General features: G+C 72.6%; 13 protein-coding genes. 1 reads left to right on the top strand and 12 read right to left on the bottom strand.

What is annotated here, in order from left to right; translation table 11 throughout:
• Positions 1–198 precede the first annotated feature (198 nt).
• The 4 genes from ACIGXP_RS24255 to fmt all read right to left on the bottom strand — a co-directional run bounded on the left by ACIGXP_RS24255 (position 199) and on the right by fmt (position 4,580).
• Positions 199–1,242: a sugar-binding transcriptional regulator gene (locus tag ACIGXP_RS24255; protein WP_399771402.1), complete on the bottom strand. Its 1,044-nt coding sequence runs from the start codon at positions 1,240–1,242 to the stop codon at positions 199–201.
• Between the two features lie 90 nt (positions 1,243–1,332).
• The gene (gene rpe / locus ACIGXP_RS24250; RefSeq protein WP_360094982.1) at positions 1,333–2,019 is read right to left on the bottom strand and encodes a ribulose-phosphate 3-epimerase; all 687 of its coding nucleotides are present in this window, start codon (positions 2,017–2,019) and stop codon (positions 1,333–1,335) included.
• A gap of 130 nt (positions 2,020–2,149) precedes the next feature.
• Entirely contained in the window at positions 2,150–3,568 is a 1,419-nt protein-coding gene (locus ACIGXP_RS24245) for an RsmB/NOP family class I SAM-dependent RNA methyltransferase (RefSeq protein ID WP_399771399.1), read from the bottom strand.
• Between the two features lie 79 nt (positions 3,569–3,647).
• Complete coding sequence (fmt, locus tag ACIGXP_RS24240) at positions 3,648–4,580, bottom strand: methionyl-tRNA formyltransferase (RefSeq protein ID WP_363219924.1); 933 nt, start codon at positions 4,578–4,580, stop codon at positions 3,648–3,650.
• Between the two features lie 296 nt (positions 4,581–4,876).
• Here fmt and ACIGXP_RS24235 point away from each other — a divergent pair, with 296 nt between their 5' ends.
• A complete protein-coding gene (locus ACIGXP_RS24235) occupies positions 4,877–5,410 on the top strand; it encodes a hypothetical protein (protein WP_363219926.1) in 534 nt (177 codons plus the stop codon).
• Between the two features lie 158 nt (positions 5,411–5,568).
• Here the strand turns inward: ACIGXP_RS24235 and ACIGXP_RS24230 are convergent, their stop codons facing one another.
• The 8 genes from ACIGXP_RS24230 to ACIGXP_RS24195 form a co-directional block, all read right to left on the bottom strand.
• Positions 5,569–7,728, bottom strand: a complete 2,160-nt coding sequence (locus ACIGXP_RS24230) for a primosomal protein N' (protein ID WP_399771395.1) — start codon at positions 7,726–7,728, stop codon at positions 5,569–5,571.
• A gap of 174 nt (positions 7,729–7,902) precedes the next feature.
• Complete coding sequence (gene metK / locus ACIGXP_RS24225) at positions 7,903–9,111, bottom strand: methionine adenosyltransferase (protein WP_399771392.1); 1,209 nt, start codon at positions 9,109–9,111, stop codon at positions 7,903–7,905.
• A 250-nt stretch (positions 9,112–9,361) separates the two neighbouring features.
• Positions 9,362–10,564, bottom strand: a complete 1,203-nt coding sequence (gene coaBC, locus ACIGXP_RS24220) for a bifunctional phosphopantothenoylcysteine decarboxylase/phosphopantothenate--cysteine ligase CoaBC (protein WP_399771390.1) — start codon at positions 10,562–10,564, stop codon at positions 9,362–9,364.
• Between the two features lie 115 nt (positions 10,565–10,679).
• A complete protein-coding gene (gene rpoZ, locus ACIGXP_RS24215; protein ID WP_003982715.1) occupies positions 10,680–10,952 on the bottom strand; it encodes a DNA-directed RNA polymerase subunit omega in 273 nt (90 codons plus the stop codon).
• A gap of 38 nt (positions 10,953–10,990) precedes the next feature.
• A complete protein-coding gene (gmk, locus tag ACIGXP_RS24210; protein ID WP_363218919.1) occupies positions 10,991–11,548 on the bottom strand; it encodes a guanylate kinase in 558 nt (185 codons plus the stop codon).
• Positions 11,549–11,609: 61 nt separating this feature from the next.
• Entirely contained in the window at positions 11,610–11,933 is a 324-nt protein-coding gene (locus ACIGXP_RS24205) for an integration host factor (protein ID WP_003977346.1), read from the bottom strand.
• Between the two features lie 300 nt (positions 11,934–12,233).
• Complete coding sequence (gene pyrF, locus ACIGXP_RS24200) at positions 12,234–13,079, bottom strand: orotidine-5'-phosphate decarboxylase (protein ID WP_399771583.1); 846 nt, start codon at positions 13,077–13,079, stop codon at positions 12,234–12,236.
• 5 nt (positions 13,080–13,084) lie between these two features.
• Entirely contained in the window at positions 13,085–14,191 is a 1,107-nt protein-coding gene (locus ACIGXP_RS24195) for a quinone-dependent dihydroorotate dehydrogenase (protein WP_399771386.1), read from the bottom strand.
• Positions 14,192–14,217: the final 26 nt, after the last annotated feature.

Here is a 14,217-nt window from a genome sequence, read left to right as displayed (position 1 = left end):
CCGCCTGAGCCTCACGTCCCGCCACAACCGCCACGCAGGACCCGACCCGCCGTAGAGCCGATGGGGAGCCACCGCAGAGCCGATCCGGACCCGGAGCTGGTCTGGACCCACCGCGCAGTCGGTCGTGATCCGCCGCTGAGGCGGCATCGGACCGCCGAGCCACCCGCGGGGGGCGGACTGCGGTGAGCCCGGAGGGCCTCAGTGGCCGTCGGGGTCCGCGCGGCTGAGCGCGGGCTTCGGGGTCGGTCCTGCCGTCATCAGATAGTCCGCGGCGGAGGTGTCCGTGACCAGGCTGGTGACCAGCCCGGACCGCAGGACCGCGTCGATCGCGGCCGCCTTGCGCTGCCCGCCGGCGATGGCCACGACCTCCGGGATACGGCGCAGCTGGTCGGCCTTGACCGTGATGCACCGCTCCCCCAGGTCCCGCCCGATCCGGCGCCCCTCGGCGTCGAAGAGGTGCGCGGCCATCTCGGCGGCGACGCCGAGCGAGGCGTAGTGTGCCCGCTCCTCGTCGCTGAGCATGTCGTGCACGGTCGAGATGCCCGGCTCCCAGGAGCCGATGGAGACGCAGGCGACCGTGACCTTGTCGAAGTACTCGTAGGCCCGGGCGATCCCGGTCTGGTTGCGCAGGGCCGCCGCGGTGGCCGCGTCCGGCAGCAGCATCGGGGCGTAGATGGGGTGGGCGTCGCCGCCGGACACCTGGGCGGCGCGGCGCACGGCCTCGACCGAGCCGCGCTCCGAGGTCCCGGCGTCGTACACGCCCGTCAGCTGTACCACCGTGCACGGCGGCAGCCGGTCGAGCGCCGCCGCCATGTGGATGGTGGACCGTCCCCAGGCCAGGCCCAGTACGTCCCCCTCGTTGACGAGCTCGCCGAGCAGGTCGGCGGCGACCTCGCCGAGGTTCTCGGGGTCGGGCGTCTCCTCGGCCTCGGCCGGGGACTCGACCACGACGGCGTGCCTCAGGCCGTAGCGGGCGCGGAGCGCGTCGGAGCGCTCGGCGTCCAGCTCGGCCGGGACACGGATCTCGATGCGCACGAGATCCCGTTCGAGGGCCGTCTCCAGGACCCGGGCCACCTTGAAGCGGCTGACGCCGAACTCCTCCGCGATCTGGATCTTGGACTTGCCCTCGAGGTAGAAGCGGCGGGCCATGGCCGCCGCCTGCACCAGCTCAGCGGGTCCCATCCGCATGGCTGACCGGCCCGCCGACATACCCGACACGGCGATCTCCTCACTGCTGTTCACACTCTGGATTCGCCGTTCATCCTTGCAGATTCGGCGCGGCTGATCCGCCCTGAAGGGCGGCGTTCACTTAACCGTTCATGTATCTGTGGCTCAGTGGTCGCATGCCCAGGACGCCTTGGCGGTGGCCGCCTCCGCCTGCGTGCGCAGTGCACGGACGGCTTCCGCAGGGTCCTGCGCCCCGTACACGGCCGAACCGGCCACGAACACGTCCGCTCCCGCGTCCGCGCACTGCTCGATCGTCGAGGCCGAGACACCGCCGTCCACCTGGAGCCACAGCTGCAGGCCGTGCTTGCTGATCAGCTCACGGGTGCGGCGGATCTTCGGCAGCATGATGTCGAGGAAGGCCTGGCCGCCGAAGCCGGGCTCGACCGTCATGATCAGCAGCATGTCGAGTTCCGGCAGCAGGTCCTCGAACGGCTCGATCGGCGTCGCGGGCTTGAGCGCCATGGAGGCGCGGGCGCCCTTGGCGCGGATCTCCCGGGCGAGCCGCACGGGCGCGGCGGCCGCCTCCACGTGGAAGGTCACGGAGGAGGCACCCGCCTCGACGTACTGGGGCGCCCAGCGGTCGGGATCCTCGATCATCAGGTGGCAGTCCAGCGGGGTGTCCGTCGCCCGCGCCAGGGACTCCACGACCGGCACGCCGAGGGTGAGGTTCGGGACGAAGTGGTTGTCCATGACGTCGACGTGGAGCCAGTCGGCGCCCTGGACCGCCTTGGCCTCCTCCGCGAGGCGGGCGAAGTCGGCGGACAGGATGCTGGGGTTGATCTGCGCGGCCATGCCCCTAGCCTGCCATGTCGCCGCGCCGGGCCGTAACGGCGGTCCATTTCCGTTGTGGTTTGTCCGCAGGCCGGTGGGGGCCGAGCGCGCAGTTCTCCGCGCCCGCGGGTTGGCCACCGCCGACGGCGTTTCAGGCGGTTCTGCGGATCAGGGCCAGGTACATCGCGTCCGTGCCGTGCAGGTGGGGCCACAGTTGGATGTCGGGGCCCTCGCCCAGCGCCGGGACGCCTGGCAGGAGCGGGCGGGCGTCGATCAGCTCGGCCTCCGGGCGCTGCTTGAGGATGTCGGAGACGACCGCGCGGGTCTCGGCGAGGTGAGGTGAGCAGGTGGCGTAGCCGACGATCCCGCCCACGCGCACGGAGTCCAGTGCGGTGCGCAGCAGGGCGCGCTGGAGCGGTGCGAAGTTGTCCAGGTCGTCCGGGCGCCGCCGCCAGCGGGCCTCGGGACGGCGACGGAGGGCGCCGAGTCCGGTGCAGGGCACGTCCATCAGCACGCGGTCGAAGGTGCCGGGCCGCCACGGCGGCCGGGTGCCGTCGGCGGCGATCACCTGGTACGGCCCCGGGTTGCCGGCCAGCGCCTTGGCGACGAGGCCCGCACGGTGCGGCTGCTTCTCCGAGGCGAGCAGCGTGGCGCCCCGCTCGGCGGCCAGCGCGCCCAGCAGCGCGGCCTTGCCGCCGGGCCCGGCGCACCCGTCCAGCCACTTGCTGTCGGAGCCGTCGAGGGGCGCGTTGGCGAGTGCGAGGGCGACCAGCTGGCTGCCCTCGTCCTGCACTCCGGCCCGTCCCTCGCGCACGGCCTGCACGGCGCCCGGTTCACCGCCCTCGGCGAGCCGCACCGCGTACGGTGACCAGCGCCCCGGGACGGCGGCCTCCTCGCGCAGCAGCTCCTCGGCGGTGGCCCGCCCCGGCCGCGCGACCAGGGTCACCTCGGGCCGCTCGTTGTCGGCCTCCAGGAGGTCCTCGATGCCGGCGCGGCCGCCGCCGAGCGAGTCCCAGAGCGCGGAGACGACCCAGCGGGGGTGCGAGTGCACGACGGCCAGGTGGTCCTCGGGATCCTCGTCGTAGGGCGGCGCGACCTTCTCCAGCCAGCCGTCGAGGTCGTCCTGAGCCACCTTCCGCAGCACGGCGTTGACGAACTTGGCCCGTCCGTCGCCGAGCACCACCCGCGCCAGTTCGACGGAGGCGGACACGGCGGCGTGCGTGGGGATGCGCGTCCCGAGCAGCTGGTGCACACCCAGGCTCAGCACGTCGAGCACCGGCGGGTCGACCTCGCGCAGCGGCCGGTCGACACAGGCGGCGATCACCGCGTCGTACGTCCCCTGCCGACGCAGCGTGCCGTACACCAGCTCGGTGGCGAGAGCGGCGTCCCGCGCGTCGAAGCCGCCCTTCTCGCGCGCCTTCCTGAGCAGCGGGGGCAGCACGAGGTTGGCGTACGCGTCCCGTTCGTCGACCGCGCGCAGCGCCTCGAAGGCCAGGATGCGGACGGGGTCCTTCTGGGGACGGCGGTAGGGCTTGGCGGGCTTGCGGGGCCGCCGGGACTGCTCGCTCACGAAAAGGTGCTCCGGATGTGAAGAAGAGGGTGCGGTGTCCAGCGTACGTCGGCACACCGTCGCCCCCGCCGCCCGGGGCTCAGCCGCCGAGCGTCTCGCTCTCCGCGATGCGCACGCCGCGGGCCCAGTCGGCGGCGCGCATCGGCTTCTTGCCCTGCGCCTGCACCCAGAGCAGCTCGACGGCGTACGAACCGGTGCCGACGTGCACGCTGTTCTTGCCGACCGCCATCCGCCCCGGCGCGAGGTCCGTGCGCTCGGGCGCGGGCGTGACCTGGATGAGCTTGAGCCGCTCGCCGCGGAAGGTGGTCCAGGCGCCGGGCGACGGCGTGCAGCCGCGCACGACCCGGTCGACGCGCAGCGCGGGCGCGGCCCAGTCCACCTGGGCGTCCTCGACGGTGATCTTCGGCGCGACGGTGATGCCCTCGGCCGGCTGCGGTACGGCCTTCAGGGCACCGTCCTCGATGCCGTCCATGGTCGCGGCGAGCAGCCCCGCACCGGCGAAGGCGAGCCGGGTCAGCAGATCGCCGCTGGTGTCCGTGGACCGGATCTCCTCGGTGACCGTGCCGTACACCGGCCCCGAGTCGAGCCCTTCCTCGATGAGGAAGGTGGACGCGCCGGTGATCTCGTCGCCCGCCATGATGGCGTGCTGCACCGGTGCCGCCCCGCGCCAGGCGGGCAGCAGCGAGAAGTGCAGGTTGACCCAGCCGTGGGCCGGGATGTCGAGGGCGGCCTTGGGCAGCAGGGCGCCGTAGGCGACGACCGGGCAGCAGTCCGGGGCGATCTCCTTCAGCCGCTCCAGGAACTCCGGGTCCCGCGGCCTGAGCGGCTTCAGCACCTCGATCCCGGCCTCCTCCGCGCGCTCGGCCACGGGCGACGCGACCAGCCTGCGCCCGCGCCCGGCCGGCGCGTCGGGCCGCGTGACGACGGCGGCCACCTCGTGCCGCCCGGAAGCGATCAGGGCGTCCAGAGCGGGAACGGCGACCTCGGGGGTACCGGCGAAGACGAGCTTCATGGGCGGGATCGGGCCTCTCGGGCGGGGGTTGACGGGCAGCGCACCAGTCTATGACCACGAATCCATGACCACGAACGGCCGAACGACCACGAACGGCCGGCCGCCGACGGCGAGCAACGCCCTGGGCCGTCCAGCCTCTCGGCCGGGCGCACACCCGACCGCCCGGCGTGCGCATATGCCCGTACGCCCCCACCCCGTGACCCGTGGAGCACACACGCGTTGGTCAAGAAAGAGTTGACCACATAGGGCCTTTTCACGGCCCGATTCCTTTCAACGCCGGTTCGAGAGGCTTGTTCATGGCCGACCACGCCACCCACGACGCCCAGGCCCGGGCCAGCCTGCACTTGCTGGTGCGGGACATCGAGCGGGTCCGCCGGCAGGTGGACGCGCTGCGCACGCTCACCGCCCAGCTGGGCAACGTCTACCGCCCGCGCCGCTCCGGCCCTTCCACGGGCTTCGTCGTCTACGGACGCGCTCCCGCCCCGACGGTGCGCCTCGCCCAGGAACTCCGGGACAGTGTCGAAACCCTGGTCACGGCCGCCGTGGACTTCGACCGCTCGCTGGGCTTCTCGTGGGACGCGGTGGGCTCCGCGCTCGGAGTCACCAAGCAGGCGGTGCACCGCCGTTACGGCGCGCGCCGCGCCGCGGCCCAGGCGGCCGCCGAGGCGGAACGGACCCCGGAGCCGTCCGGTACCCGCACGGTCAATGTGAACACCGGCCTGCCCACTGTCCCCGCGGCCCGCTCGATGCCCACGCAGCCGACCGCGGGCAGCCCGGCCCTGCGCGACGAAGCCCGCCCGACGGCTTTCCCGAGCCCGCGCAACGGCTGACCGTCCTGCCCCTGCCCTCCCTGGAGAGAGTCCGGGAGGGCAGACACACATGGGGAGGGCGCAACCGGATGCGGAGGGCGCGACCGGATGCCGAGGGTGCGGCAGGGGCAATCGCTTCCCCCACCGACTCCCCCACCCGATTCCCTCGCCCGATCCCCTCACCCGATGTCCGCCGGATCGATCCGTACCCGTACCGCCTCCCCGCTCCCCCGTGCCATGCGAGCGGCCTGGGCCGCCTTGAGGGCGGAAGCCAGCGCGGCCCCGCTGCCCGGCGGCACGCGCACCAGCGCCCGGTCCCAGTGCTCACCCGGCGGCGGTGCTCCGGGCCTGCGAGGACTGCCGGGCGGCGTCGGCGGCATCGGCACCGGCCCCAACACCTCCGCATCCTGCGGCAGTTCGACCGAGGACAGGAACTCGGCGACGGCCGCGGGCGGCCCCGACACCGCCGCCATCCGGGACACCGGCGGGAAGCCCAGCTCGGCCCGCTCCGCCAGCTCCCGCACCGCGTGCCCGACGGGGTCCCAGCGCACCAGCGCCTGCACGGGCCGCAGGGTCGGCTCGGCCACCACGACCACCGTGCCCCCCTCGCTCTGCGGCCGCACCAGCGATCCCGCCGCGATCCACCGGCGCAGCGCGTCCTCACCGGCCCGCAGGTCGGGGCGTACGAGCATGGCCCAGCCGTCCAGGAGGAGGGCCGCCGCGTAGCCGCCCTCGGCGACCGGTTCGGCACCCGGTGTGCTCACGACCAGCGCGGGCGTGCCCGGCACCGTGTCCAGCACGTGTTCCCGTCCCGAGGTGCGCACCGGGACGGCGGGAAAGGCGCGCCCCAGCTCCTCGGCCGTCCGCCGTGCCCCCACGACCTGGGCCCGCAGCCGGAAGCCGCCGCACTCCGGACAGTGCCAGGCGCTCTCCTCGCGCCCGCACCAGGCGCACCGCAGCACCCCCGCGTCCTGCCCCTGCAGCGGCCCTGCGCAGTGCCGGCACCTGGCGGGCGCCCGGCACTGGGCGCAGGCCATCCGCGGTGCGTAACCGCGTCGGGGCACCTGCACCAGCACCGGACCGTGCCGCAGCCCCTCGCGGGCCGCCTGCCAGGCGAGGGTGGGCAGCCGGGCGGCACGCGCGGCCTCGTCGCGCGCGAGGTCGTCGTCCCCGACCGTGCGGACCAGGGGCACGGCCCGACGCACCTGCTCCCGCCCGGCGACCAGCGGCCGGGCCCAGCCGTTCTCGACGAGCTGGGCGGCCTCGACGGTGCAGGCGAATCCGCCCAGCAGGAAGGCGCACTTGTCCAGCGCGGCGCGCAGCAGCAGCACGTCGCGCGCGTGCGGCTGCGGGGCGTGCTGCTCGCTGTGGCTGTCGTCGCCGTCGTCCCAGATGGCGACGAGGCCGAGGTCCTGTACGGGCGCGAACATGGCCGCCCGCGTCCCGACCACGGCCCGTACGGACCCCCGTCGCACCGCGAGCCACTGTCCGTACCGCTTCTCGGGCCCGGCGTCGGCCGTGAGCAGCGCGTGCCGGCCCGCGCCGAGCAGTGCGGTGAGGGCGGCGTCGACCCGCGCGGCGGCCCGCCCGTCCGGTACGACGACGAGGGCGCCGCGTCCGGAGGCGAGCGTGGCGGCGACGGCGCGGGCCAGTTCCTCGCTCCACAGGGGACCCGGCAGTGCGTTCCAGACCGCCCTGGGCGACCCTCCGGCGGCCAGCGCCTCCAGGAACGCCGGCCCGTGCTCATACCGCAGCCAGGAGGCCGTCTCGGGGGCCTTGGGCGGCGGCAGTGGCGCGGGCGACGGCCGCTGTTCGGCTCGCGCGCTGCGGGGTGGCACGGCCAGCTGGAGCACATCGGCGAGGCTGCCGGCGTATCGGTCGGCCACGGCCCGTGCGAGGCCGAGCAGCTCCTCGCTCAGCACCGGCTCCGGCGAGACGACCTGGGCGAGGGCGGCCAGCGGCCCCGAGTAGTCGGACTCGGCCCGCCGCTCGACGAGGAAGCCGTCGATGAGTCCGCCGCCTTCGCGGCGCCCCTCGCGCACCCGGCCGCGCCCGGCCCCGAACCGCACCCGCACCCGCACGCCGGGCTGCGCCTGCTCGTCCAGCTCCTCGGGCACCGCGTAGTCGAAGTACCGGTCGAGGTGCAGTACGCCCTTGTCGACCAGGACCCGTGCGACCGGCAGCTCCTTGGCGAGCGCGGCTCCCCGCCAGGTCCGCGGCTTGGCGCGGGGCGTCTTGGCCTGGCGCACGCTCTCCCGAATGAGCGCGAGCTGCTCCGGCGGCGCCCCTGCGGCCCCGCCGTCCCCTGCTGCCCGGGACGCCCCGTTCTCGCTGCTCACGCTTGCATTCTTACCAAACGGCACGGACAACGGGGCCTGCCGGCGGATACCTGGCGGGCCTGGGCTCTCGGCCGTGACCGGGCCTGGACCGAAGCCGCTGGAGCCGTTGGGAGCACGCCGAGGCCCGGCCCCCGCGATGGGGAGACCGGGCCTCGGCGAGCAGAGTGGACTGGCTTACAGGCCCACGGCCTGGCGCAGGGCGTCCACGCGGTCCGTGCGCTCCCAGGTGAAGTCGGGCAGCTCGCGGCCGAAGTGGCCGTAGGCCGCCGTCTGGGCGTAGATCGGGCGGAGCAGGTCCAGGTCGCGGATGATCGCGGCCGGACGGAGGTCGAAGACCTCGTCGATCGCCTTCTCGATCTTCTCGGCCTCGACCTTGGCCGTGCCGAAGGTCTCCACGAACAGACCGACCGGCTCGGCCTTGCCGATCGCGTAGGCGACCTGTACCTCACAGCGGGAGGCCAGGCCCGCCGCCACCACGTTCTTGGCGACCCAGCGCATCGCGTACGCGGCGGAGCGGTCGACCTTGGACGGGTCCTTGCCGGAGAAGGCGCCGCCGCCGTGCCGGGCCATGCCACCGTAGGTGTCGATGATGATCTTGCGGCCGGTCAGGCCGGCGTCGCCCATCGGGCCGCCGATCTCGAAGCGGCCGGTCGGGTTGACCAGCAGGCGGTAGCCCTCGGTGTCCAGCTTGATGCCGTCCTCCAGGAGCGCCTTCAGCTCCGGCTCCACGACGAACTCGCGGATGTCGGGGGCGAGCAGCGACTCCAGGTCGATGTCGGAGGCGTGCTGCGAGGAGACGACGACCGTGTCGAGGCGTACGGCCTTGTCGCCGTCGTACTCGATGGTGACCTGCGTCTTGCCGTCCGGGCGCAGGTAGGGGATGGTGCCGTTCTTGCGGACCTCCGACAGGCGCTTCGACAGGCGGTGCGCCAGGAAGATCGGCAGCGGCATCAGGGTCGGTGTCTCGTCGGACGCGTAGCCGAACATCAGGCCCTGGTCGCCGGCGCCCTGCTTGTCCAGCTCGTCGTCGTCGCCCTCGACCCGGGACTCGTACGCCGTGTCGACACCCTGGGCGATGTCCGGGGACTGCGCGCCGATGGACACCGACACGCCGCAGGAAGCTCCGTCGAAGCCCTTCTTGGAGGAGTCGTAGCCGATCTCGAGGATCTTGTTGCGGACCAGGGTCGCGATGTCCGCGTAGGCCTTGGTCGTCACCTCGCCGGCCACGTGCACCAGGCCGGTGGTGATCAGCGTCTCGACGGCGACCCGGGAGGTCGGGTCCTCGCGCAGAAGCGCGTCGAGAATGGTGTCGCTGATCTGGTCAGCGATCTTGTCGGGGTGACCCTCGGTCACGGACTCCGAGGTGAACAGGCGACGGGACACAACGCTCCCTGTGGTTGCAGCGGCTGCTGGCTGATCATTTGCGGCGACGCGCGGGGCTGCGCCCGGCGTCGACCGTGAACAGTTTATCGGTCGCACTCGGCCGATGGGGCACGTGTCTCGCCTCTCGGGAGCGCTGTGACCTGCGGCACGGGCATTCTGCCCAATGCCGGGCGGCGATGGCCAGGTACCGCCGCACCCGATTTGATCGGTCCCCGGGCGCTCCGTCAACCAGGCATCCGGGGTCCGTACGTCACCCGAGCCGCCGTACCACCAGATCCCAGACGATGTCGGCCAGGGCCTCCTTGGGGCCGTGCGGCACCGGTGTCTCGCTGCCGTCGGCGCCCAGCACCACGGCCTCGTTCTCCTCGGAACCGAAGGTCTTGCGCTCCCCCACCTCGTTGACCACGAGCAGGTCACAGCCCTTTCGGGCGAGCTTGGCGCGGCCGTTGGCGAGGACGTCGTCGGTCTCGGCGGCGAAGCCCACGACCACCTGTTCGGGCCGCGCCCGGTCGGCCGAAACCTCCGCGAGAATGTCCGGATTCCGCACCAGGACGATCGGGTCGGGGTCCTGGCCGTCCTTCTTCTTGATCTTGCCGGAGGCGTAGACCGCCGGACGGAAGTCGGCGACCGCGGCGGCCATGACGACCGCGTCGGCGTCCGCCGCCGCCTTCAGCACGGCCTCACGCAGCTGGACGGCCGTGCCGACCGGTACGACGTCCACGCCCGCCGGGTCGGGCAGGCCGGTGTTGGCCGCGATCAGCGTGACCCGGGCGCCGCGCGCGGCGGCGGTGCGGGCGAGGGCGTAGCCCTGCTTGCCGGAGGAGCGGTTGCCGAGGAAGCGGACCGGGTCGAGTGGCTCGCGGGTGCCGCCCGCGGAGACGACGACGTGCCGTCCCTTGAGGTCGGGCTCGGTGACGCCCCGGGCCAGCACCCGGCGGCAGACCTCGAAGATCTCCGCCGGGTCGGGCAGCCGGCCCTTGCCGGTGTCGACGCCGGTGAGGCGGCCGACGGCGGGGTCGATGACGACGGCGCCGCGGCGGCGGAGCGTGGCCACGTTCTCCTGGGTGGCCGGGTGCTCCCACATCTCGGTGTGCATGGCGGGCGCGAAGACGACCGGACATCGGGCGGTGAGCAGCGTGTTGGTGAGCAGGTCGTCGGCGAGGCCGTGGGCGGCCTTGGCGAGCATGTCGGCCGTGGCAGGCGCGACGACCACCAGGTCGGCGTGCTGGCCGATGCGCACGTGCGGGACCTCGTGGACGTCGTCCCAGACCTCCGTCGAGACCGGGTTGCCGGACAGGGCGGACCAGGTCGCGGCCCCGACGAAGTGCAGCGCGGAGGCGGTGGGCACCACGCGGACGTCATGGCCCGACTCGGTGAGCCTTCTCAGCAGCTCACAGGCCTTGTAGGCGGCGATGCCGCCGCTGACCCCCAGAACGACCTTCGGCTTGTCCACCGTCTCTCCCCGGACTCGAAAACCTGGCACACCCATGAGACACCACAGGCCCGGCAGTCGCGCTGCCGGGCCTGTGGACAAATCAACCGCAGTCTGAAAGTACTCCTGCGTGGTGCTACTGGGCGGGGCCCTCGACGGCCTCGGAGGTCAGCAGACCGGCGTTGATCTCGCGCAGGGCGATCGAGAGCGGCTTCTCGTGGACGTGGGTGTCGACGAGCGGACCGACGTACTCGAGGAGGCCCTCGCCGAGCTGCGAGTAGTACGCGTTGATCTGACGGGCCCGCTTGGCGGCGTAGATCACGAGGCTGTACTTCGAATCGGTGGCCTCAAGCAACTCGTCGATCGGCGGGTTGATGATGCCCTCGGGCGCGGTGATGGAAGAGGACACGCTCTACCTTCCGAAAGAGGGAAAAAGATCAGTCACGATCACACAACGTCCATCAAGGCTAGCAGCTCGCGCGCCACGTCCTCGACGGAGGTGTTGACCAAGGTCGTATCGAACTCCGGCTCGGCCGCCAGCTCGGTCCTGGCCGCCTCCAGGCGGCGCTCGATGACCTCGGGCGGCTCGGTGCCCCGGCCGGTCAGCCTGCGCACCAGCTCCTCCCAGGAGGGCGGAGCCAGGAACACCAGACGAGCCTCGGACATCGACTCCCGGACCTGCCGGGCGCCCTGGAGATCGATCTCCAGCAGCACCGGCTCACCCTTCTCCAGCCGCTCCAGCACGGCCGCTCGGGGCGTGCCGTAGCGGTTGCCGGCGAACTCGGCCCACTCCAGCAGCTCGCCGTTGGCGATCAGCTTGTCCATCTCCTCGTCGGTGACGAAGAAGTAGTGGACTCCGTGCTGCTCGCCGGGGCGGGGCGTGCGGGTGGTGGCCGACACCGAGAGCCAGACCTCGGGGTGTTCCTTGCGCATATGGGCGACGACCGTGCTCTTGCCGACCCCCGAGGGGCCGGAGAGCACGGTCAGCCGCGGACGTTCACTCATGCAGCGATTATTCCAGTAATCCCGGAGTGCCCGGGACTCCCGGTCCGGCGCGGGCCCGGACTCAGGAGCCGGTGCTGCCGAACTCACGCTCCAGGGAAGCGATCTGGTTGGAACCGAGACCACGCACGCGGCGGCTCTCGGAGATGCCCAGACGCTCCATGATCTGCTTGGCGCGGACCTTGCCCACGCCCGGCAGGGACTCGAGCAGCGCGGAGACCTTCATCTTGCCGATGACGTCGTTCTCCTGGCCCTGCTTGATGACCTCGTGCAGGGAGGCGCCGGAGTGCTTGAGTCGATTCTTGACCTCGGCCCGCTCCCGGCGAGCCGCGGCGGCCTTTTCGAGCGCGGCTGCGCGCTGTTCGGGGGTAAGGGGCGGAAGAGCCACGCCTACGTCACCTCGGATGTCGAACTGTCGGATACGGACCGGTGAGGAACCTAGTCGCCCCACACCTGGGGAGCCACGAGCAACACGCTTCGCCCGTTCTCCCCCACTACCTAATGGGTGTGGGGGTGTCCCCACAGCTCGGAGACTAGCGGTCAAGTCCGCCAGAGTCAGCGAGAACAGCGGAAAAGTCCTGGTCAGCCTCCGCCAGGCCGGACATTTCCGACATAATGCCCTCGATTTGAGGATGTATTCACACTCAAGTCGCCGGGACACCGCTCGCCGGAGCGCACATCGGAGGACTCAGGCGCCCGCGACGGCGGCCTGGATCTCCTCCGCGAAGCGCTCGGCGGCCGCACGCAGCGCCCCCGCGTCGGGACCCTCCCGCAGCACACCCCGGCTGACGTTCGGCACGACGTTGCGCAGCGCCGACCCGAACACCTTCGGAAGATCGGCCGGCGTCGCGCCCTGCGCGCCGACGCCGGGCGCGAGCAGCGGACCGTTGATGGCCAGGTCGTACGACGACAGGTCACCGACCGTGGCGCCGACGACGGCACCGAAGGAGCCCAGCGGCTCCTCCCCCGCGTTCTCGGCGGCCAGGTGGGCCAGCATGGTCGCGCCCACGGTGCGGCCGTCGGCGCGGACGGCGTGCTGGACCTCGGGGCCCTCCGGGTTCGAGGTGAGCGCCAGCACGAACAGGCCGGCGCCGCTCTCCCGGGCCAGCGCGACGGCCGGGCTGAGCGAGCCGTAGCCCAGGTACGGCGAGACGGTCAGGGCGTCGCAGAACAGCGGGGCGTCCTTGTGCAGGTAGGCCTCGGCGTACCCGGCCATGGTCGAGCCGATGTCGCCGCGCTTGGCGTCCATCAGGACGAGGGTGCCGGCCGCGCGCGCCTCCTGGACGATCGTCTCCAGGACGGCGACACCGCGGGAGCCGAAGCGCTCGAAGAAGGCGCTCTGCGGCTTCAGCACGGCGACCCGGTCGGCCACCGCCTCGACGACCGTGCGGCTGAACCGCTCCAGCCCGGCCACGTCGTCGTTCAGACCCCACTCCGCGAGGAGCGAGGCGTGCGGGTCGATGCCGACGCACAGCGGGCCGCGCTCGTCCATGGCGCGGCGCAGCCGCGCGCCGAAGGGCTCCACCGGGCTCATGCTGGTCATCGGGGCTTCCTCACGTCGGCGCCGACCGCGTCGGCGAGGGTGGCGTACGGACTGGTGCGCAGGCGGGCGGCGAGGCCCTTGTGGATCGCACGGGCCCAGAAGGGGCCCTCGTAGATGAAGGCGCTGTACCCCTGGACCAGCGTGGCGCCCGCCAGGATGCGCTGCCAGGCGTCCTCGGCGGTCTCGATGCCGCCCACCCCCACCAGCGTGATCCGGTCGCCCACGCGGGCGTACAGACGGCGCAGGACCTCCAGGGAACGCGCCTTCAGCGGGGCGCCGGACAGGCCGCCGGTCTCCTTCACCAGCGAAGGTGCCGACTTCAGGCCGAGGCCGTCGCGGGCGATGGTGGTGTTGGTGGCGATGATGCCGTCCAGGCCCAGCTCCACGGCCAGGTCGGCGACGGCGTCGATGTCCTCGTCGGCGAGGTCCGGGGCGATCTTCACCAGCAGCGGGACGCGCCGGTTCGCGACCGTGCGGTCGGCGGCCTCGCGGACGGCGCTCAGCAGCGGGCGCAGGGCCTCGGTGGCCTGCAGGTTGCGCAGGCCGGGCGTGTTCGGCGAGGAGACGTTCACGACCAGGTAGTCCGCGTACGGGGCGAGGCGCTCGGCGGACTTCACGTAGTCGCCGACGGCCTCCGCCTCCGGGACGACCTTCGTCTTGCCGATGTTGACGCCGACGACGGTCTTGAAGACGGGCTCACGGGTCGCGAGGCGGGCGGCGACGGCCAGCGAGCCGTCGTTGTTGAAGCCCATGCGGTTGATCAGCGCGCGGTCCGCGACGAGCCGGAACAGCCGCTTCTTCGGGTTGCCGGGCTGCGGATCGCCGGTGACCGTGCCGATCTCGACGTGGTCGAAGCCCAGCATCGACATCCCGTCGATCGCGACGGCGTTCTTGTCGAAGCCGGCGGCGAGCCCGAAGGGGCCGTGCATGCGCAGCCCGAAGGCCTCCGTGCGCAGCTCCTTGTAGCGGGGCGCGAGGGCGGCCGCGACGAAGGTGCGCAGCACGGGGATGCGGACGGCGAGGCGGATCCAGCGGAAGGCCAGATAGTGGGCCTTCTCGGGGTCCATCCGTTTGAAAACCAGACGGAAGAAAAGCTCGTACATGTCTCTGTGTCCTCATGAAGAGGGGG

The sequence above is a fragment of the Streptomyces sp. NPDC053069 genome (genome assembly GCF_044546895.1).
Lineage (GTDB): Bacteria > Actinomycetota > Actinomycetes > Streptomycetales > Streptomycetaceae > Streptomyces.
This window is presented reverse-complemented; position numbering and strand designations above follow the sequence as displayed.

Excerpts from the sequence above, each read along its gene's own strand:
- rpe (WP_360094982.1), bottom strand. The coding sequence starts at position 2,019 with ATGGCCGCGCAGATCAACCCCAGCATCCTGTCCGCCGACTTCGCCCGC.
- fmt (WP_363219924.1), bottom strand. The coding sequence starts at position 4,580 with ATGAAGCTCGTCTTCGCCGGTACCCCCGAGGTCGCCGTTCCCGCTCTG.
- ACIGXP_RS24235 (WP_363219926.1), top strand. The coding sequence starts at position 4,877 with ATGGCCGACCACGCCACCCACGACGCCCAGGCCCGGGCCAGCCTGCAC.
- gmk (WP_363218919.1), bottom strand. The coding sequence starts at position 11,548 with ATGAGTGAACGTCCGCGGCTGACCGTGCTCTCCGGCCCCTCGGGGGTC.
- pyrF (WP_399771583.1), bottom strand. The coding sequence starts at position 13,079 with ATGAGCCCGGTGGAGCCCTTCGGCGCGCGGCTGCGCCGCGCCATGGAC.
- ACIGXP_RS24195 (WP_399771386.1), bottom strand. The coding sequence starts at position 14,191 with ATGTACGAGCTTTTCTTCCGTCTGGTTTTCAAACGGATGGACCCCGAG.